Genomic DNA, 18,114 nt, shown 5'->3' with positions numbered 1-18,114 from the left:
TGATGGAATGAATGAAAAGGATGTCTCCGCATGATAAGAGTACTTCTAGGTATCGCTCTTTTTACCTATTTCTTCACCGGCTGCAGCAGCAGTAATTCAAACCCAATGGAAGAAACAGAAACAACGTCCGTAGCCAATTCATTGTATACTGTCCATTATAATGGGTTAACGCCAGGTCAAAATAACGGGAAAACAGGGTTTTGGCTTTCTTTTTCCATTATAGCTGAAGACAAAACCCGTGACATTACTCCTTCTCCTATTCACTTACAGCTTCCTCAGGAAATTGATGACCAGAAAGGGAATGCATATAAGCGTGCTGGAGAACCTTCTTATCAAAGCAATGAAGAGAAGAAACACGTCATAGAGGCGAAGCAGTTTTTCCGCGGGGAATTACACGAGGATACGACCCATTTGACTGTCCCCGCAAGAATTATGATAGAAGACATCGACGAAAAAATCACATTTGAAAACATTTCCGAAGAAATGGTTCCCATCACGCGCGATGAACTAACTATCAGCCGGTTGACGAGGGAAGCAAACGTGCTGACCCTTGAAGCTGAAGACATTTCCGGAACGGGTGCGTTAGACTGGGGGCTTGTCATAAAAGAAGAGAAGGTATATCCTGTTTTCACCAATACAGATAAAAATGAAGGGGGAGAATATAAAGGGACACTGGAGTTTGCCTTCCCGCCGGAAGAGACGTTTACGCTGACGGCCGAACGCAGCCAAACTCCGGAATTAGAATGGGAACTTCCCTTTGTCCTACCGGTTGAGCAATAATTATTCCCTCACTTTATTTCGGAGCTCCCCGATACCTTCTCCCTGAATAACAATTTCATCCCCGGAGCATAGATAACGTGCGGGGGAAAATCCTTTTCCAACGCCTGCAGGAGTTCCTGTCGCAATGATATCTCCCGGTTCCAATGTCATTCCCCGGGAAATAATCTCTATAAGTTTTTCAATCGAAAAGATCATTTTGGAAGTCGAGGTCTGTTGCCTCAGTTCTCCATTCACATAGGTTTTCAGCCCTATGTTTTTACCATCCAATTCATCCGGTGAAACGACAACCGGTCCCATCGGACAAAATGTATCCAGGCTTTTTCCGAGAAAGAACTGTTTATGCCTGGTCTGCAGATCACGGGCAGTGACATCGTTTAACAGAGTGAAGCCAAAAATGTGATTCCCGGCTTCCCCCTCTTTTATATCTCTGCCTTTTTTTCCAATAATGACAGCGATTTCTCCTTCATAGTCTGCTTCTCCTGTAACCCCGGCATGGGGATGAATATTTTCCTCCGGTCCTATCACCGTCGTTGGAGCTTTGGTAAAAATAATGGGATCTGCAGGAATATCATTGGCGCTTCCCATTTCTAACGCATGTTCTGTATAGTTTTTTCCCGCGCATATAATGTTTTTTACGGGTTTTGGAATTGGAGCTTGAAATTTTACTTCGTTCCATGGGTACAGGCACTCCGTCACATGTTGTTCGAGTACCCAGGCTGTGACATCTTTGATTTCCTTCCAGAAATAACTTCCCTCAGCTGCAGCCTCGAGCATCGTTCCAGGTACTTGATACGTTCCTTTCTTTAAAGACTGGGCCAAAGCCAGGTCGATGAGCTTTCCTTCTTCTATGACAGCCGCCAGCTTTTCCCTGCCTTGATGGAAGATCGTTGCCGTCTTCATTTTTTCCACCGCCCTTCTTTTTTTGGAACCAGATGATTAACCCAGGACTGCTTTATCGTTGGTTAACTGTTCCCCGCGTATACGCTGAAATTCATTCAACAGTTTTTCAATAGTGAGCTCTTGTTTCTCTTTTCCAGCTACATCTAAAATAATCTGGCCTTTATCCATCATAATCAGCCTGGTGCCAAGGTCAAGGGCCTGCTGCATATTATGAGTAACCATGAGGGTCGTCAATTGAAATTTTTCCACGACATCCCCCGTAATGTTTGTAATAAGCTCAGCCCGGGAGGGGTCCAGCGCTGCTGTGTGTTCATCCAGCATCAAAATATTCGGTTCCGTAAACGTTGCCATTAACAAAGACAGAGCCTGGCGTTCCCCGCCGGAAAGAAGGCCGACCTTGGCAGATAAACGATCTTCCAAACCAAGGTTCAACGCTGCTAAATGTTCGCGGAACAGGGTTTTTCGTTTTTTGCTCACGCCAGGCTTTAAGGATCTTTTTTTGTCCCGTGCCCAAGCCATCGCAAGATTTTCTTCTATCGTCATGGAGGGGGCGGTACCGGCCATTGGATCTTGAAAGACTCTTCCGATCATTCTGGAACGTTTGTACTCCTGCATCGGAGTGACCGCTTTCCCATCAATATAGACATTGCCTGTGTCCGGAATAACAGACCCGGAAATCACATTCATCAAGGTGGATTTTCCCGCTCCGTTACTTCCGATTACGGTCAAAAATTCTCCGCTCTTTAATTCAATATTCACGTTTTGAAGAGCTTTCTTTTCATCCATCGTTCCTTCATTAAACGTAAGTGATACCTGTTTAAGTTGAAGCATTCTGATTTCTCCCTTCTTCCGCAGCGGCAGCCTCTGATAGTTCCGCCTTTTTCCGAAGTCTCCTGCGTTTTTCGCGGCGGGATTCAAGCACTTTAGGAGTGATTAAGGCCCCAATAACAATAACAGCCGTGATCAACTTCATGTCCCCGGTTTCCAGGAAGTCAACCCGCAGCGCCAAAGAAACAACAATTCGGTAGATGACAGCTCCGCCGATCACCGCAAGAGTAATTCGGGCGATCGATTTCGTTCCAAATAAGGCTTCTCCAATAATAACCGAAGCCAGACCAATAATAATCATGCCGATCCCCATCCCTGCATCTGCAAAGCCTCCATGCTGTGCCACCAGGGCACCGGAGAGAGCGACCAGGGCATTAGAAAGACCAATTCCGAGAATGATCAGGCCGTCCGTATTCGCGGACAGACTGCGGATCATCCGTTTATTATCACCTGTCGCCCGCAGCGCCAGCCCAATTTCTGTCTTCAGAAAATAATCAGTGAGAAACTTGACAACCAATGTCAGGATTAATGCAAATATAATGATAGACGGATTTGTTATTCCTATCGTGGATAAAAACTGATTGACAGGCTGACTGATGCCGAATCCATTCCATAATCCGGTAATAGATGTAAATAACGTGCTTTCATTTAATAACGGAACATTAGACTGCCCTCCCATGATTCTTAAATTAATGGAGTAAAGGGCAATCATCATTAAAATACCGGATAATAAAGGGTTAATCTTCCCCTTTGTATGCAGAAGGCCCGTTATACAACCTGCCAAAAATCCCGCCGCCATTCCCAATATAGTAGCTGCCAGCGGGGGCTGCCCATTAACAATGAACATCGCGGAAACGGCAGCTCCTGTCACAAAGCTTCCATCCACCGTTAAATCCGGAAAATCCAGCACCCGGAAAGATAAGTAAACTCCTAATGCCATAAGGGCGTATATAATACCTGTTTCTATTGCTCCAAAAAAAGCTACCATCATTGTTTCCTGTGTCCTCCCTTCCAGTCAGCCTCCGCCTCGAAGCACCTGCTGAAACTGGATATAAAAGCTTAAAGATCTACCTTCCTAAAAAAGGCTTGACCTGTTTTCGTTAGAAGACAAGCCAAGCCGGGTTTATTATTCGTTAATAAATTCTGCTTCTTCTTCCCAGTCTTCCTTTATTTCTACCCCTTGCGCTTCGGCTGCTTCTCTGTTAATCATCAACTGCATATCTTCTGGATGTTCTGCCGGAATATCAGCCGGTGTTTTTTCCCCGTCCAGCACTTCTGCTGCCATTTCCCCTGCACGATGGCCGATGGTATGATAATCAATACCAAACGTTACAAATCCTCCGCGCTGCAGGGAATCGGGTTCACTGACAACAAGCGGGATATCCTGCTCTTCTGCCACACTTACAACCGATTCAAGGGCAGAAACGACGGTGTTGTCCGTTACAATATACATTAGATCAGCATCTCCCACAAGAGAATCCGCTGCCTGCTGTACTTCCGCCGAGGAAGATACACTTCGTGTTTCAGCTTCCAGATCCGTTCCTTCCATTGCTGCTTCAACCGCTTCCACCTGAGTTACCGAATTTTGTTCCCCTGAATTATAAATCAGCCCAACACTTGACCCTGGAAAATTTTCAGCGATGAATTCCACTGTCATATCAATCGCCTCCGGGTGAAGGTCCATCACCCCGGTGATTAATTCCCCGGGAGATTCAGGATCATCCATCAGACCTGCTTCCACCGCATCTGTTACCGATGTGAAAACAATCGGTGTTTCAGAGCTTGCCTGCAGAGCGGATTGAGCACTTGGCGTGGAATTAGCAAAAATAAGATCGACTCCGTCTGCTACAAAATTATTGGCGATGGTCTGCGCGTTATTCATGTCATCCTGTGCATTCTGCAGATCGTACTCAATGTTTTCCCCTTCGGTATAGCCATTATCGGCCAGCCCCTGTTTGAACCCTTCATAAGCGGCGTCTAAAGAAGGATGTTCCACAATTTGAGTGGCCCCCACCTGCATCATTTCTTCTTCGGATTCCCCAGCATTTTCTGTTTCTTGCTCTGTCTCTTCCTGAGCTGTGTCTTCCCCTTCTGTATTATCTTCCTGAGAACCTTCTTCTCCTTCCCCGCAGGCAGCTAAAACGGTTACAGACAGGAGACCTGTCAGAAAAAGTTTCCCCCAATTATGTACCATCATTGATCTCCCCTTTAAATATGTAGGCTTTTTCTAATAGTTATATTTATCTTATAAGATTACAAATGACTTGTAAATAAAAAAATTTTCCACATTAAAGTATTATAGTGCCTTCTCTTTACTCTTTCTGCTATGAAAAACGGCGGTTGAGAACTGGGCTCAACCACCGTCTTTTGTCCCTGTAGAAATTGGGTGCTTTTGCAGCATATCCGCTGCAAGGCGCAACGCTGTCTGCGGGGCAGCGCCCCCCCTTTTCTTTTATGAAGAGACCGGGGTTATTTCTACGTTCACCCCGGGAAGTTCCATGTTTTCTGCGTTGGGGGAATGGTGAATCTCTTGTTTCCATTCGTTTTCATAGAGCTTCTGAAACGCAATCCGCCCTTCGTTGACAAAAACTCCATTCCCTTCAATATAGTCTGCATATTCTTCCATGAATAAACGGCCGTTATTTATATCAAACGTTATCTGCTGTCTTTCTCCGTTCATCCGGTCTTCAATCGTAAAACCAAAATCATACAGCCGCTCGATCACTGCGTACTCCCCAAAAGGAACAACAACGACCTGAGCCTTTTCCACTTCCACCATGTCATTGGGGGTGACGACACGTTCCCCCGCGGAGGCCCGGTCTGTAAACAACTCGGCTCCATACCAATAGACGACAGCCATCACCACCGCTAATCCAAAAGCAGAAAGACGTTCTATTTTCTTCTCCCCGTTATTTTTTCTTTGTACAAGGGCATGTAGACCAATTCCGAGTAGAAAGGTAACTGCCAGAATCACAATGGAATACAACAAATAAAATAACCAGGGTGCTGTTATCCAGACCATGTATGCTCACCCTTTTACTTCTCTCAATGTAATCGAACAAACCACATCATATCACACTGTCCGGCGTCCGTGCGACTATGAAAGGTTTCTTTATGAAGTGGATAGTGCTGCTAATTCCCGCGCATAAGCTTTTACTTCTTCGAGCATTTGTTTTCGATGCTGATCCCCTGTCTGAACCACATTACCCAAATGAACATACCGCATGCAGTCAAAACCGCAAAAAGAAAAAATCTGCTCCTCCCATAATTGTTCGAGTACGGTCCGGGTACCGGCAAAAACTTCATCCGGGGTCCCTGTGGTGTAAACAGCTCCAACCTTTTTCCCGGACATCCGTGGAACCGGTGTTTCCCCTTCCAGTTCGTACGCGAAACCATAAGAAAGAACGCGGTCAAGAAAGCCTTTTCCAACAGCGGGGAAACTGCCCCACCATAAAGGAAACATAAGTATGATGCCATCCGCCCATTCTATATAACGGTGTTCTCTTTCGATCTCCGCTGGATATTTTCCATATAAAGAATCTGTATATTCTCCGCGTGTCAAAGTCAGAGACATATCAAGCTCTGAAATAAAACGAGCTTCTATTTCTTTCCCAAGCTTTTGAAGTTCCTTCTGGAAAACATCCTGGACAGCTCCATTAAAACTATGTTTTTCCGGATGCATGAACCAAATTAAGAACCGCTCCATTTGCTCCACCTCTTTACAATTTAATGACAATTATTAAGATTAGAAGAAAATCATGCTGATGCTGCTTTATAACGTTTAATTTCATCAAAAGTGGATATGTATTACTGTAGCTCCCGCTGTTTTTATGACTTTGGAAACTCCCGCAGATTTACATCAAAACTGAATATTGGAGGTCTACCTATATGACAAACAAATTTCTAACCGGGCTGGCAGCCTGGTCCTTATTTATTATTTTAATGGGTATTTTCTTTCCTATCCCTACCATAAACGATGTCGGATCTTTCGTAAAAGTTCTTCACAGTTATACTATCTATGGATTTTTTTCCATTACTCCTATTGTGGTTTATGGATCTCTGATTTCTTTCACCGCTGATTGGCTGGCAAAACGCATTAACTGGCATGTACAGCCGCTTTCCTTTAGCTTTCATATGGCTGGAGCCGCCTGTGCTTATCTGGTGACTCAGAATGTAGACATTATGATAATGGCCATGCTGGCAGCTGCCCTGTTTTTTCTTGCTGACCGCTATTTTGTCATGCTTCGCGTCAGCCGCTATTACATTGCAAAAAACGTTCCTATCTTTCTTGGATTTGCCGGAGTGACAGCAATGGTTGTCGGGTCCTCCATGGGATAAGAAAACGGATCTTGGGGAAATTAACCAAGATCCGTCCCTTCCTCTCTCTAGAGCACCTTGCGGACATCTGTTCCGTTAAATGGCAGAATGAGGGGCCTGTGGCAGCTTTTTTGGACATATGTTCCGCTATTCTGGCCCTGGGCTGCTTTTTTTACGTCAAAAAGAGGGAATAACGGAATAAATGTCCTCCCGCTCGCAGCGAAAAGAAAACTGGTGTCTGGAAACATTCCAGGGTCCGTTCTGGAAATACTCCGTTTTTTTACTTATGTTTCACCAAAAATAAGGGTTGTCCATATTCCACAAGTTCACCATTGTCTACTAACACTTCAACAAGTTCCCCGGAAACTTCGGCTTCCAATTCATTCATCAGCTTCATAGCTTCTATGATACAAACGACACTGTCTTCTTTCACCTGATCTCCTTCTTTTACGTACATGTCAGCTTCTGGAGAAGGGGACCTGTAAAATGTGCCTACCATTGGCGACACAATTTCCTGGAGGTTATCATCTTTCTTTTCCTCAGACTGGACGGTTTCTGTCCCCTTTGCAGGTTCTGCTGCCGGAGCCGGAGCAGCCTGCTGTACAGGCTGAGGCTGAACCGGCACCGCATCTCCGTTCCCCTCTTTTCTGATTGTCAATTTTTCTTTTGTTTCTCCGCGGATCTCAAGTTCTCCCACCGTCGATTCATCTACCGCACGTATCAACTCTTTGATTTCATCCATCGTAAACATTGGTTACACTCCTCGATTATCTATTTTTGAAGCACGACGTTGATTTACATTACTTTATGTCCCAGGAAAAACCGCTGATAGTCTTTTTTATTCCTCGCTTCTTCCGTAAGAACAGCCTGCATGATGAGATCCGCGTAAATGTCAGCAATTTCACGGATGCTGTATTCTCCTTCCGCTTTGTACCATTTGTACGTCCAATTTATCATGCCAAAAATCGCCATCGATGTAATAGGTACAGGCAGTTCATGCCGGAATTCCCCCTGCTGTTTACCTTCCTTCACCACCGAAAACATCATGTCTTTGTAACGGTCCCGCTTTTTTTTAATGCTATCAAAGTAAACGGGGGATAAGTACAGACTTTCTTGGTAAAACACAGTGACATGGGCTTGGTAAACTTCAAACATGCGCACGAAAGAATGGACCGTTTCATATAACTTTTCCGCCGGAGTACTCCAGCTTGCGTGAGCTTGATGCGCTTTATCTATAATATAGGAAATAAATGATTCATGAATAGTGTACAGCAGTTCATCTTTTGACTTAAAGTTGTGATAAAAGCCGCCCTTGGAAGTACCACTTTCCTGTACTATTTTATCAACAGTTACCGCATGAAAACCAAATTCTTCAAACAGCTTTAGGGCAGCCTCTGTGATTCTTTGCTTTGTTGATTTTGCCGGCACTGGTATCACCTGCCTTCTATCTGAACTTTATTCCAAAATCTTATACTGCTCCAGAAACCCTGTAGTAAAATCACCTTCCTGAAAGGCAGCATGATCCATTAATGCTAAATGGAAAGGAATGGTAGTATACACTCCTTCTACCACAAATTCTGATAAAGCCCGTTTCATCCTCTGGATGGCTTCTTCCCTTGTCGTACCTTTCACGATAAGCTTAGCGACCATGGAATCATAATGCGGGGTAATGGTGTAACCCGGATAGACAGCACTGTCCACTCGTACCCCAAAGCCTCCCGGAGGCAGATAGGTGTCAATCTTCCCAGGGGACGGCATAAAATTCCGCTCTGGATTTTCTGCATTCACACGGCATTCAATGGCCCATCCTTCTATAGAAATATCCTCCTGGGCATAAGACAAAGGAAAGCCGGCAGCAGCCAATATCTGTTCTTTAACCAGATCCACTCCGGTCACTTCCTCTGTCACTGGGTGTTCCACCTGGATTCTTGTGTTCATTTCCATAAAATAAAATTCTTTGTGTTTATCCAGCAAAAATTCCACTGTTCCCGCACCGCAATAATCCACGGCTTTTGCAGCATCTACTGCAGCCCTTCCCATTTCTTCTCTGGTTTTTTCATCCAAGGCAGGCGATGGGGCTTCTTCCACCAATTTTTGGTGTCTGCGTTGAATCGAACAATCTCTTTCTCCAAAATGGACAACATTTCCATGGGTATCTGCCATGATCTGTATTTCAACATGGCGAGGCTCTTCTACAAACTTTTCCATGTAAACCCCTGCATTCCCGAAAGCGGTAGCTGCTTCCTGCTGGGCCATCTGAATCGCATGTCGGAGGTCGTCTGAATCGTGAGCCACTCTCATCCCTTTACCGCCGCCGCCAGCTGTGGCTTTGACAATGACAGGGTAACCAATCTTTTCAGCCAGTTCCACCGCGTCCTCTTCGTTTTCAATGATACCATCTGTCCCGGGAACAATAGGAACTCCCGCTGCCTCCATCGTCTCTCTGGCCATGGCTTTAGCTCCCATCTTACTGATGGCTTCTGCAGAGGGCCCTATAAACGTGAGGTTATGATCATGGCATATCTCCGCAAATTCAGCGTTTTCCGATAAAAAACCATATCCGGGGTGAACAGCATCGGCCCCGGTCTTTAAAGCTGTGGCTATTAAATTTGTTTTGTTTAAATAACTTTCCGCCGAGGAGCGGGGCCCTATGCAGTACGCTTCATCCGCCATTAATACATGCAGGGCTTCCCGATCCGCATCCGAATGAACTGCTACTGTTTCAATGCCAAGTTCCCGGCATGCACGTATAACCCTTACAGCAATCTCCCCTCGGTTTGCTACTAAAACTCTCTTAAACATCGTTTCCACCTTCTCTCCATAATTGCTTCCAATTCGTATTCCAATGTTTGAAAATCATAACGGTCTACTCAGAAGCAGCAAGAGACCGACTGGTCAGTCTGTATGTAAACCACGGAAAAACCACTACACTTTTCAAGCGGGGGTTTTCCATTAATATTTTAATTGTATTTTTCTTCAATTACAAGGGATTTTTATCGATTTACATAAATCCGGGGATAAGGAGACGCCGGATTTATGAAGAACCTACTTTTAACGCTTAGGTTCCCTATCCTTTCTTTTCCCTCCAGCATGGCAGTCATGCCGCTGTTGAGGTAGGAAAAAAATCGCGGCGATAGCCGTAAGATTGCTGTCGCGGTAAAAAGCCATTTTATCAGAGGCAACGGAAATACGGTGAAGCCCTCTCCCCAGTGTATGCGGACCCGCCAGTCCAGGAGAATGGATGGCTTCCTTAAGTATGGGAGCTTCAAGGCCCGGCCCCTGGTCTTCCATTAACAAATAAATTCGTCTGTGATTCCCGTATAAAGATAACAATCCATTACCGGCGTATTTTAATGAATTGGACATTAGGTCTTTTGCAGCTGATATAACATTGTCTTTCTTTGCATCACTACAATCAAATGAATATTCTATTTCATTGGAAAGAAGCGCGGCCGCCCTGCTGATATCATCCTTAATAAACACAGGTTCACGAAGTCTCGGTACGATAGAGTGAATTCTCTGCATTGTGGACGGGCTTAAAAAAACAGGCCTTTTGTCATGAAAAAGTGGAGAAATATAGGGCATAAAAGCGATTAGGAGCACACTCACGCATGACAAAATACCTTCTTTCTATTCTTTATATAGACCTGACGAAAGAAAGGCTGCCACGGATAGGAGCAAAAATAAAAGATGGCAGCCCGGCTGCCCAGACGGTATGAACGCTTTAGGCCCACGGCTTTGCGCCTCCGTTTTTCAACAGATTTGCCCGTTTCATCAGAACTTTTCCGAGAACACAGAATTAAGCATATAGTCTCATTTTATATAGTATAGCCCTCCTTTTGAAATTTGACAACAACCGACAAGAAATTACTTGCTTTTCACCAGAGGGAAGGTCACACAGCGAAAGGCGCCGCCTGATTTAATAATCTCAGATAATTCCACTTCAATAACATGAAATCCCCAGGCTCTCATCTTTTCATTCACTGATTTGTTTTGCGGCATGCTGATAATTGTATTGCTGCCTATCGAGAGAACATTAGCAGCAAGCTGAAACTGTTCCCATTCATTGATAGTAATCGTACGATAATGCATCCCTATCTCCCGGACCGTTTTCACGGGCAGAGCCGGGGGAAAAAGAAGTGCCGTCCCGGGTGAGATGATGTTAAACACACAATCCAAATGCAGATATTTTCTCTCCAGGGGCATGCTGATGACTTTTTTATCCGGGAATAACGCTGTCAATTCTTCAATCGCTGTTTTTGTGGTTCTGCTGCTGTTTCCTGCAAAAAGGAGGTCCCCGTCTATTAGTACATCCCCTCCTTCCAATGCTCCAGAGGTCATTTCTTGGTACTCCCATTGATTATGATCAAACCACTGTTTCACATACGCCGTTTCAGGTTCCCTCAAACTCATATTCATCTGTCCGATAATAAGCCCCTGGTCCGAAGCGAATCCAAGATCCCGTGTGAAAACTTGTTCCGGCAGTCCTTCTTCGGGGGTCAGCAAATGGACACGCACCCCGTTTTCTTTCAGCACGTTTTGAAGGTTCTGATGCTGTTTTACGGCTTTATTCTTATCAATGTTTTCTTTTTTGTATTGTTCCTGTGTATTATTCAATGGCTGTTTGATTTTCATTCTCTCCGGCGGACACATCAATACTTCTTTCAATCTTCCGTATTCATTCACCGCGTCTCCTTTATGTTTGTCCATGATGGATTCTCCTTTCTTATGTTAAAAATCCTTCCCTTTTTTCAGCTTCTTTACGCCTTTTCGGAGGATCTTCCAGGATATATGTTTAACATTTGCTTCAACGTGGTAACATTATGCTGGAAATAATAAAAGGAGGGTCCTTATGAGTACGTTGGACAATGAAACGATTGAGAAGGAACTGGATGGGTTGGACGGCTGGGAACGTGCGGATGCTAAAACAATTGAGCGCCATTTTTCTTTTCAGGATTTTTTAACAGGCATTTCTTTCGTGGATAAAATTTCCCAACATGCGGAAGAGGTCCAGCATCACCCCCATATTACGATTGACCACACCGCAATAACTGTAAGGCTCTCTACCCATGATCAAGGCGGAATAACAGAAAAAGATATTAACTCCGCCCAAGCTTACAACCGCATTTTTGATGAAATCACATAATGATTTTTTTGCTCCGGTTTCCTACCGGAGTTTTTTGTTGTAGCGTTTAAAGTGGAAACCGGAAGGGTAAAGAAAAGCAGAATGCCGTCGAATCGGGAAGAGGAGGCTTAATGTGAACGATCAGGATGAAGTAAAAAACAGGCGTCTCGAGATAAGAAGAGAAACGCCGGACAGACAGGAAATGCAAAAACTGGAAAGGCTGATAGACAAATTTGAGGAAATAACAACAAAATCTAGAATGAAGGATATGGCCTATCATTTCACCAGTCCGGGCGAAGTGATTAAGACCAATCTGATTGCCGGAGCCGCCCGGGGTGTTGGATTAACGGCGGGGACCGCCCTAGTCCCTCGCTCTTTTGTTTTTCATTTTAGCTCAGTTTGAAACAATGCCGATTATCGGAGAATATATCGGGGATTTATTGGATGTTGTTGAAAATCAGAGAGAATAACAAACATATGTCGTATTTTCGTGATAAAATAGGAGAAAAATATATATTGGGGGTTGTACAGTGGATATATTAGGAATCAGTTTACTTATTATTGCGATCGCTTTTGCCGTACTTGTTATATTTCTGATCAAAGCCTTGAATAATTTAAGCAGCGTCCTCAGCGGGGTGAATAAAACAGTAGAGAAGTTACCTGATCAGTTGGATGATGTAATGAAAGAAACTGGCGTAGTAATTCACAACAGTAATGAAACGCTGCTGGATTTAAACGAAAAAATGCGCGCGCTTAATCCTTTGTTTTATATTCTCGGAGACGCAGGGGAAGCTTCCAGGAAGTTGTCTTCTTCCCTTGTGGATGTCACGATGTCCATGAAGAAAAACACCGACGAAGCGAAAGACAGTGCGGAGAAAAGAGATCTGGGCGGAATTTACGGCGGAGCAGCCCTGGCCTATTACCTATTTCAAAAAAGAAAGGCTTTAAAAAATATAAAGGAAAGTAATGAAACTTCATGAGGCGTATATTTCGCAGCAATTATTTAAAAGGAGCTGCTGCCGGTTTTAGTACGTTATTTACCCTCTGTATGCTGATCAGCCCGCAGGACGGAAAAACGACCCGGAAGCAGGTTGGAGAAAACATTTATATCATCATAAATGCCCCTGAAAAATTGACTGCCGCTCTCCGCGGGCGAAAGCAGAAACTGCATGAGTATGGACGGGGACGCCACCAATTTTTCAGCAGTGAAATTTCCACGGTGAAAAAAGAGGCAGAAGCCTCGGCCATGAAGGACTGGAATAAAAACTAAGGAAGAACAAAGGCTGTTACCAACGCTCCCAGGACAAAAAAATCCGAACGATTTATGGAAAAAATCGTTCGGATTTTTGTGTATTGTTCTATCGCTGCGTCAAAATAGGTCGCTTTCCGCGGGCACGGCTCGAGCCTCCTCGGAAGAAAGCCACTTCCTACGGGGTCTCGAGACTCGTGCTTTTCCCGCAGGAGTCGACCTCTTTTGACTCCGCTGAATGGACGTTCTTGTTATATAAACTCTACGATGTCCGTTTTGCCAATTTTTCTTTCGTTTGGCCCAACCACCCTCTCTATTCAGCCGAGGCCGGCCACGGAGACTCCAGATTCACTTGGTAATGCGATCTTCTTTACCAAGTGAGCTAGAAAGCGCAGTGACCGGGTGCAGCGATCCCATCGTCATTGTTTTGTTCGGGTTTTCGGCCGGCTCCTATCCTTCTGTCCCGGCCCCATTTTTGCGTTTTTCAACCGCTGCGTCAAAATATTTTGCTTTCCGCAGCCACGGCTCTAATACATCCCCTGGGACCCCAGTACGTAAACAATGGTAAATATAAACACCCACACGACATCTACAAAATGCCAGTATAATCCGAAAGCTCTTATTCGTTTCCAGTTCGTCCAAACTATCTTTTTGGAGGCAAGGTGGCCGAGCAGAAATGCCATCCACACGGAGCCAAATAACACGTGGGCACCGTGGGTACCCACAAGTACAAAAAATCCGGCAAGAAAAGGAGATTCCGTTAAGACAGCTCCTTCTGCAGCATATAGCGTAAATTCATGAATTTCAAAACCTAAAAAAGCAAAACCCAACACCATGGTTATTCCAAGCCAAATAATGGTCTTTTTCAATTGTCCTGCTTCCAGCCCTTTTTCTGCGACGTGAAACGTCCAGCTGCTTAAGAGAAGTAATGCGCTTGGCAGCAGGATAGGCGGGAGTTCAAGTATCTCGGATGGGCCCGGCCCCTCTAACGTACTGCTGCTTAACGCAAGGTATGTTGCGAAGAGGCAAAGGAATACCACTGTTTCAGCCCCGATGAATAACCACATGCCCAGGCGGTCATCGGCTTCAGACCAGGGACGTCCGTTGATTGAAGAAATGCCGGCGGAGTCAGCCATGATGATTTCCTCCTTCCTGTCCGTTTTCTCCTGACCACTCTATATTTTTATCAAAAGTCACCGAACGGTAGGCTAATAATGCAAATATACCGATAATACCGGGAACAGCAATCCAGAAGACTTCAAAAATAAAACCGAAAGAGGCTGTAAAAAAAGCGCCTGCCAGCAGCACGGGTATAACACTGGAATGTTCCTCCATGTGTTTTTCTTCTTTTTCCGCGTACATGAGGTTCTCTCCCGCTTGTTTAGCTTTCCATAAAGGTTCACGGTTTTTAATAATAGGCAGACGTTCCCACCGCTCTGACGGAGCCGGGGAGGGCAGTGTCCATTCCAGGGTCCGCCCCTGCCAAGGGTCCCCCGAAATCCTGCGTTCCTGGGTCTTATAACTATACATCAGATTTAAGAGAAACAGCAGAACACTGCCTCCCATAATAAAAGCGCCAATCGTACTGATGAAATTCAGGCCAAACAGTCCGTCTTCCGGCAGATAGGAATACACCCGGCGCGGCATCCCGTTTAATCCCATGAAATGCATCGGGAAAAAGGTGAGATGAAATCCAATCAAAAAGGTCCAAAAGTGGATTTTACCAAGGGTTTCATTTAACAGAAAGCCAAACATTTTCGGCATCCAGTAATAAATACCGGCAAAAACGCCCATAATAGTTCCGCCCACCATAACATAATGGAAATGGCCGACAACGAAATAACTGTCATGATACTGATAATCCGCAGCAACCATGGCTACCATAACACCGGTCACTCCCCCCATAACAAACGTCGGGATGAAGCCAATCGAAAAAAGCATCGCCGTTGGAAACCGGAGGCGTCCGCCCCGCATCGTAAACAGCCAGTTAAATATTTTGATTCCGGTAGGTACAGCAATGAGCATGGTAGAAATAGCAAAGATGGCATTCACAGTGGGACCGTAACCCACCGTAAACATATGGTGCACCCATACCATAAATCCTAAGAAGGCAATTAAAATCAGGGCGATCACCATCGAATAGTAGCCAAAGACAGGTTTTTTCGAAAAATGACTGATGATATCCGAAAACAGCCCAAAGACAGGAAGGACGATAATGTACACTTCCGGGTGGGCAAATATCCAGAAAAAATGCTGCCACAACAGCGGGGCCCCGCTTTCTCCCGTGAAAAAGCCAGTGGCGAAAATATTGTCAAACATTAATAATAAAATACCGGCAGCAAGGGCAGGAAAAGCGAATAAAATCAAAATGACCGTAATGAAACTCCCCCATGTAAATAATGGCATGCGGAAATAGGTCATTCCCGGCGCCCGTTTTTTTACGATGGTTACGATAAAATTTACCGCTGTCAGAATGGTACCGATACCAGACACCTGCAGGCCAAGGGCATAAAAATTATTTCCTGTATTGTTGGAATACCCCCCCACAGCAAGTGGCGTATAAGAGGTCCAGCCTGCTTCCGGCGAACCGCCCAGCAAATAACTTATGTTTACAAGGGCTCCTCCCGTTAAGAACAGCCAGAAGCTTAACGAATTCACAAACGGAAAGGCGAGGTCACGGGCTCCGATCTGAAGAGGGACAGCCACATTCATTAAACCGATTAAGAGCGGCATCGCTACGAAAAATATCATAGTCGTCCCATGGGTGGTCATCATCTGATTGTATTTTTCGCCTTGAAACACCCAAAAATCCCAGTTCGGAAAGGCCAGCTGCATCCGTACAAACAACGCATCCAGTCCTCCCCTAAGAAAAAACGCAAAACCAGCAAGCAGATACATGATTCCGATTTTCATATGATCGGTCGTCCGCATCCACTCCCAGAGCACATTCCACTTTAACTTATAGGTCACAAACCAGAGCGCTCCTGCTCCAAGTAAAAGGACAGAAATATAGCCGAAAATAACATCGGAAACTAGTTTAATTTCAGTATTAAAGAAAGGTATTGACATAGCCCTAATCACTGCCTCCCTGCACATTTTCCCTCGTTAATCCGTGAAGATAGTTCACGAGGGCATCCATTTCCTCCCTGCTCAAATTATTGTAGGCAGGCATATCGGTAGACGGCTTGAAATCATTCGGATGGCGGAGAAAAGCTTTTAACTGTTCTTCATCGTTCGCAAAACTACCCGAGATTTTATCGCGTTCGCCGTAAAGGGCCAGGTTTGGTCCCTGGTCATTTTTTGTGGCTGCTCCATCTGCAGCGTGACAGGCCAGACAGTTTTCCTGGAAAACACGGGCCCCTTCTTCCTGGACTGTTTCATTTTCTTCCGGAGTAACATCTTGGCCGGCCGCTTCCACCCATTCTGTAAAGTCATCTTCTTCATGAACGACGACCTGGAACCTCATATCCGTGTGGGCCGCTCCACACAATTCGGCACATTTTCCTTCATATACCCCCGGTCTGCCTGTTTCAAGATGTAATTCATTGGTCCGACCGGGAATCGCATCCTTTTTGCCGCCCAGCTGGGGGATCCAGAAAGAATGGATAACATCTTCTGTATTCAATTCGAACGTTATGTTTGTATTCGCGGGTAAATGCAGTTCCTGTGCCGTCCGTATATTTTCATCCGGATAGTCAAAACGCCACCAGTACTGCTGGCCGGTTACTTCTATTGTCATTTCTTCCTGCGTTGTTTTTGTTTCTAAACTGTAGGTCTGCATCAGCATTGGAACGGCCAATAGGAGGAGAACAAGGAGAGGAAGCACCGTCCATGTTATCTCCAGTTTTTTGTTATCATTTTCCTGCGTATGCGGAGGCCGCTCGATTCTGGAATCTTCCCGGTATCTCCATAAAAAACGAAAGAACAAGACAAATACGACAAGAAGAATAATCATCATGACAGCGAAGCTGAATATAATGAGGCGGCTCTGTTCTTCGGCGACCCTTCCCGCAGGATTCAATACACTCATCTGGCAGCCGGTCAGAAATAAACATACCAGCAGCCAGCTGACTTTCCAGCTTGATTTCATCCATATTCCTCCGATACCCATTTCAATATGTGCCTCTAGTAGCCATACCCTTTCCTTTTTCAGGCAAACATAGATTAGAACATTTTGTCGTAATAGAGGGGAAAGACTTAGATCAAAATTGAGCAGGAAGTAATAAGAAAAGCGCAGGGCACCCGGCTATACTAGAAGGCCTTCTACTAAACCGTGCCCAACGTAGAAACCGCCACGTCCCGTACGGGCGCCGATCTGACCTGCCTCCTGCACCTGAAGCTGGATCTTAAAAACGCAAATTGTTATAAATTCTGATACTATAAAAAACCCCGGAAGCAGGGGTTCCATTCTGCGCTCCGAGGTTATCGGTTATCAATATTTTCCGGATACATATCGTGATACAGCAGTCTTGTTTTGGCCATTTCTTCGTAGGTAGTGCCGGGCCGGCCGTAATTGGCATACGGATCGATGGAGATGCCGCCGCGCGGGGTAAATTTCCCGAGTACCTCCAGGTAGCGGGGTTCCATGAGCTCAACGAGATCATTGACGATCGTATTAACCGCATCTTCATGAAAGCCCCCATGATTACGAAAGCTGAATAAATACAGCTTCAATGACTTACTTTCCACCATTTTCACATCAGGGATATAACTGATATATAACGTGGCAAAATCCGGCTGGCCGGTTTTGGGACAAAGTGTGGTAAATTCCGGACAGTTAAATTTCACGAAATAATCACGATTTTTGTGGTTATTTTCAAACGTTTCGAGCAAGGATGGATCGTAATCAAAAGTGTAGCTGGTTTCTTCCTGTCCCAAATGGGAAAGGTTTTCGACATCTTTTCGTTCAGACATT

The 18,114-nt window shown here is 45.0% G+C and carries 22 protein-coding genes and 1 riboswitch; of the genes, 7 read left to right on the top strand and 15 right to left on the bottom strand.

Going from position 1 to position 18,114, the window contains the following annotated elements; translation table 11 throughout:
- Positions 1 to 30 precede the first annotated feature (30 nt).
- Positions 31 to 780: a hypothetical protein gene (locus tag G475_RS0102515; RefSeq protein WP_026699909.1), complete on the top strand. Its 750-nt coding sequence runs from the start codon at positions 31 to 33 to the stop codon at positions 778 to 780.
- Here G475_RS0102515 and G475_RS0102510 read toward each other — a convergent pair whose 3' ends face one another.
- From G475_RS0102510 to G475_RS0102485, 6 genes are all read right to left on the bottom strand, one after another.
- Positions 781 to 1,680 (bottom strand): fumarylacetoacetate hydrolase family protein, encoded by a 900-nt coding sequence (locus G475_RS0102510; protein WP_035710017.1) that lies wholly within the window; start codon positions 1,678 to 1,680, stop codon positions 781 to 783.
- 36 nt (positions 1,681 to 1,716) lie between these two features.
- Positions 1,717 to 2,511, bottom strand: a complete 795-nt coding sequence (locus tag G475_RS0102505; RefSeq protein WP_026699907.1) for an ABC transporter ATP-binding protein — start codon at positions 2,509 to 2,511, stop codon at positions 1,717 to 1,719.
- A complete protein-coding gene (locus tag G475_RS0102500; protein WP_026699906.1) occupies positions 2,498 to 3,499 on the bottom strand; it encodes an ABC transporter permease in 1,002 nt (333 codons plus the stop codon). Before G475_RS0102500 ends, G475_RS0102505 begins: the two co-directional genes overlap by 14 nt.
- Positions 3,500 to 3,634: 135 nt before the next feature.
- A complete protein-coding gene (locus G475_RS0102495; RefSeq protein ID WP_026699905.1) occupies positions 3,635 to 4,702 on the bottom strand; it encodes an ABC transporter substrate-binding protein in 1,068 nt (355 codons plus the stop codon).
- 258 nt (positions 4,703 to 4,960) lie between these two features.
- A complete protein-coding gene (locus tag G475_RS0102490) occupies positions 4,961 to 5,530 on the bottom strand; it encodes a hypothetical protein (RefSeq protein WP_026699904.1) in 570 nt (189 codons plus the stop codon).
- Positions 5,531 to 5,620: 90 nt separating this feature from the next.
- A complete protein-coding gene (locus G475_RS0102485) occupies positions 5,621 to 6,214 on the bottom strand; it encodes an NAD(P)H-dependent oxidoreductase (protein WP_026699903.1) in 594 nt (197 codons plus the stop codon).
- Between the two features lie 182 nt (positions 6,215 to 6,396).
- On the opposite strand from G475_RS0102485, the gene G475_RS0102480 reads away from it, so the two are divergent.
- Positions 6,397 to 6,846 (top strand): hypothetical protein, encoded by a 450-nt coding sequence (locus tag G475_RS0102480; protein ID WP_026699902.1) that lies wholly within the window; start codon positions 6,397 to 6,399, stop codon positions 6,844 to 6,846.
- A gap of 259 nt (positions 6,847 to 7,105) precedes the next feature.
- On the opposite strand, the gene accB is transcribed toward G475_RS0102480, so the two are convergent.
- From accB to G475_RS0102445, 5 genes are all read right to left on the bottom strand, one after another.
- On the bottom strand, positions 7,106 to 7,576 hold the full coding sequence (gene accB, locus G475_RS0102470; protein WP_026699900.1) for an acetyl-CoA carboxylase biotin carboxyl carrier protein: 471 nt from the start codon (positions 7,574 to 7,576) through the stop codon (positions 7,106 to 7,108).
- Positions 7,577 to 7,620: 44 nt separating this feature from the next.
- Entirely contained in the window at positions 7,621 to 8,253 is a 633-nt protein-coding gene (locus G475_RS0102465; RefSeq protein WP_026699899.1) for a TetR/AcrR family transcriptional regulator, read from the bottom strand.
- A 27-nt stretch (positions 8,254 to 8,280) separates the two neighbouring features.
- The gene (gene accC, locus G475_RS0102460; RefSeq protein ID WP_026699898.1) at positions 8,281 to 9,627 is read right to left on the bottom strand and encodes an acetyl-CoA carboxylase biotin carboxylase subunit; all 1,347 of its coding nucleotides are present in this window, start codon (positions 9,625 to 9,627) and stop codon (positions 8,281 to 8,283) included.
- Positions 9,628 to 9,876: 249 nt separating this feature from the next.
- Positions 9,877 to 10,350 carry a hypothetical protein gene (locus G475_RS0102455; protein ID WP_156911609.1) on the bottom strand — a complete coding sequence of 158 codons (474 nt, stop codon included), beginning with the start codon at positions 10,348 to 10,350 and terminating at the stop codon, positions 9,877 to 9,879.
- Between the two features lie 164 nt (positions 10,351 to 10,514).
- Positions 10,515 to 10,602, bottom strand: a riboswitch (cyclic di-GMP riboswitch).
- Positions 10,603 to 10,692: 90 nt separating this feature from the next.
- Positions 10,693 to 11,535, bottom strand: coding sequence for a dimethylarginine dimethylaminohydrolase family protein (locus tag G475_RS0102445; protein ID WP_026699896.1), 843 nt, complete (start codon positions 11,533 to 11,535; stop codon positions 10,693 to 10,695).
- 142 nt (positions 11,536 to 11,677) lie between these two features.
- On the opposite strand from G475_RS0102445, the gene G475_RS0102440 reads away from it, so the two are divergent.
- From G475_RS0102440 to G475_RS0102425, 5 genes are all read left to right on the top strand, one after another.
- Positions 11,678 to 11,971 (top strand): 4a-hydroxytetrahydrobiopterin dehydratase, encoded by a 294-nt coding sequence (locus G475_RS0102440; RefSeq protein ID WP_026699895.1) that lies wholly within the window; start codon positions 11,678 to 11,680, stop codon positions 11,969 to 11,971.
- 112 nt (positions 11,972 to 12,083) lie between these two features.
- Positions 12,084 to 12,353, top strand: coding sequence for a DUF5665 domain-containing protein (locus G475_RS24120; RefSeq protein WP_051302103.1), 270 nt, complete (start codon positions 12,084 to 12,086; stop codon positions 12,351 to 12,353).
- 4 nt (positions 12,354 to 12,357) lie between these two features.
- Entirely contained in the window at positions 12,358 to 12,420 is a 63-nt protein-coding gene (locus G475_RS27985) for a hypothetical protein (RefSeq protein WP_407636186.1), read from the top strand.
- Between the two features lie 60 nt (positions 12,421 to 12,480).
- On the top strand, positions 12,481 to 12,930 hold the full coding sequence (locus G475_RS0102430; RefSeq protein ID WP_026699894.1) for a DUF948 domain-containing protein: 450 nt from the start codon (positions 12,481 to 12,483) through the stop codon (positions 12,928 to 12,930).
- Entirely contained in the window at positions 12,927 to 13,220 is a 294-nt protein-coding gene (locus G475_RS0102425; RefSeq protein ID WP_026699893.1) for a hypothetical protein, read from the top strand. Before G475_RS0102430 ends, G475_RS0102425 begins: the two co-directional genes overlap by 4 nt.
- Before the next feature lie 506 nt (positions 13,221 to 13,726).
- Here the strand turns inward: G475_RS0102425 and G475_RS0102420 are convergent.
- From G475_RS0102420 to queF, 4 genes are all read right to left on the bottom strand, one after another.
- The gene (locus G475_RS0102420) at positions 13,727 to 14,335 is read right to left on the bottom strand and encodes a cytochrome c oxidase subunit 3 (RefSeq protein WP_026699892.1); all 609 of its coding nucleotides are present in this window, start codon (positions 14,333 to 14,335) and stop codon (positions 13,727 to 13,729) included.
- On the bottom strand, positions 14,328 to 16,268 hold the full coding sequence (locus tag G475_RS24115) for a cytochrome c oxidase subunit I (protein WP_084413957.1): 1,941 nt from the start codon (positions 16,266 to 16,268) through the stop codon (positions 14,328 to 14,330). Before G475_RS24115 ends, G475_RS0102420 begins: the two co-directional genes overlap by 8 nt.
- A gap of 4 nt (positions 16,269 to 16,272) precedes the next feature.
- The gene (gene coxB, locus G475_RS0102410; RefSeq protein WP_026699891.1) at positions 16,273 to 17,289 is read right to left on the bottom strand and encodes a cytochrome c oxidase subunit II; all 1,017 of its coding nucleotides are present in this window, start codon (positions 17,287 to 17,289) and stop codon (positions 16,273 to 16,275) included.
- Between the two features lie 332 nt (positions 17,290 to 17,621).
- A complete protein-coding gene (queF, locus tag G475_RS0102400; RefSeq protein WP_026699890.1) occupies positions 17,622 to 18,113 on the bottom strand; it encodes a preQ(1) synthase in 492 nt (163 codons plus the stop codon).
- Position 18,114: the final 1 nt, after the last annotated feature.

Source organism: Salibacterium aidingense DSM 18341, from assembly GCF_000429685.1.
GTDB classification, from domain to species: Bacteria; Bacillota; Bacilli; order Bacillales; family Marinococcaceae; genus Salibacterium; species Salibacterium aidingense.
The sequence above is the reverse complement of the archived record's forward strand: the minus strand, read 5'-3'. Positions and strand labels throughout refer to the sequence as shown.

Coding starts and splice junctions, on each gene's coding strand:
- G475_RS0102515 (WP_026699909.1), top strand. CDS start 31: ATGATAAGAGTACTTCTAGGTATCGCTCTTTTTACCTATTTCTTCACC.
- G475_RS0102510 (WP_035710017.1), bottom strand. CDS start 1,680: ATGAAGACGGCAACGATCTTCCATCAAGGCAGGGAAAAGCTGGCGGCT.
- G475_RS0102505 (WP_026699907.1), bottom strand. CDS start 2,511: ATGCTTCAACTTAAACAGGTATCACTTACGTTTAATGAAGGAACGATG.
- G475_RS0102500 (WP_026699906.1), bottom strand. CDS start 3,499: ATGATGGTAGCTTTTTTTGGAGCAATAGAAACAGGTATTATATACGCC.
- G475_RS0102495 (WP_026699905.1), bottom strand. CDS start 4,702: ATGGTACATAATTGGGGGAAACTTTTTCTGACAGGTCTCCTGTCTGTA.
- G475_RS0102490 (WP_026699904.1), bottom strand. CDS start 5,530: ATGGTCTGGATAACAGCACCCTGGTTATTTTATTTGTTGTATTCCATT.
- G475_RS0102485 (WP_026699903.1), bottom strand. CDS start 6,214: ATGGAGCGGTTCTTAATTTGGTTCATGCATCCGGAAAAACATAGTTTT.
- G475_RS0102480 (WP_026699902.1), top strand. CDS start 6,397: ATGACAAACAAATTTCTAACCGGGCTGGCAGCCTGGTCCTTATTTATT.
- accB (WP_026699900.1), bottom strand. CDS start 7,576: ATGTTTACGATGGATGAAATCAAAGAGTTGATACGTGCGGTAGATGAA.
- accC (WP_026699898.1), bottom strand. CDS start 9,627: ATGTTTAAGAGAGTTTTAGTAGCAAACCGAGGGGAGATTGCTGTAAGG.
- G475_RS0102455 (WP_156911609.1), bottom strand. CDS start 10,350: ATGCAGAGAATTCACTCTATCGTACCGAGACTTCGTGAACCTGTGTTT.
- G475_RS0102445 (WP_026699896.1), bottom strand. CDS start 11,535: ATGGACAAACATAAAGGAGACGCGGTGAATGAATACGGAAGATTGAAA.
- G475_RS0102440 (WP_026699895.1), top strand. CDS start 11,678: ATGAGTACGTTGGACAATGAAACGATTGAGAAGGAACTGGATGGGTTG.
- G475_RS0102425 (WP_026699893.1), top strand. CDS start 12,927: ATGAGGCGTATATTTCGCAGCAATTATTTAAAAGGAGCTGCTGCCGGT.
- G475_RS0102420 (WP_026699892.1), bottom strand. CDS start 14,335: ATGGCTGACTCCGCCGGCATTTCTTCAATCAACGGACGTCCCTGGTCT.
- G475_RS24115 (WP_084413957.1), bottom strand. CDS start 16,268: ATGTCAATACCTTTCTTTAATACTGAAATTAAACTAGTTTCCGATGTT.
- coxB (WP_026699891.1), bottom strand. CDS start 17,289: ATGAAATCAAGCTGGAAAGTCAGCTGGCTGCTGGTATGTTTATTTCTG.
- queF (WP_026699890.1), bottom strand. CDS start 18,113: ATGTCTGAACGAAAAGATGTCGAAAACCTTTCCCATTTGGGACAGGAA.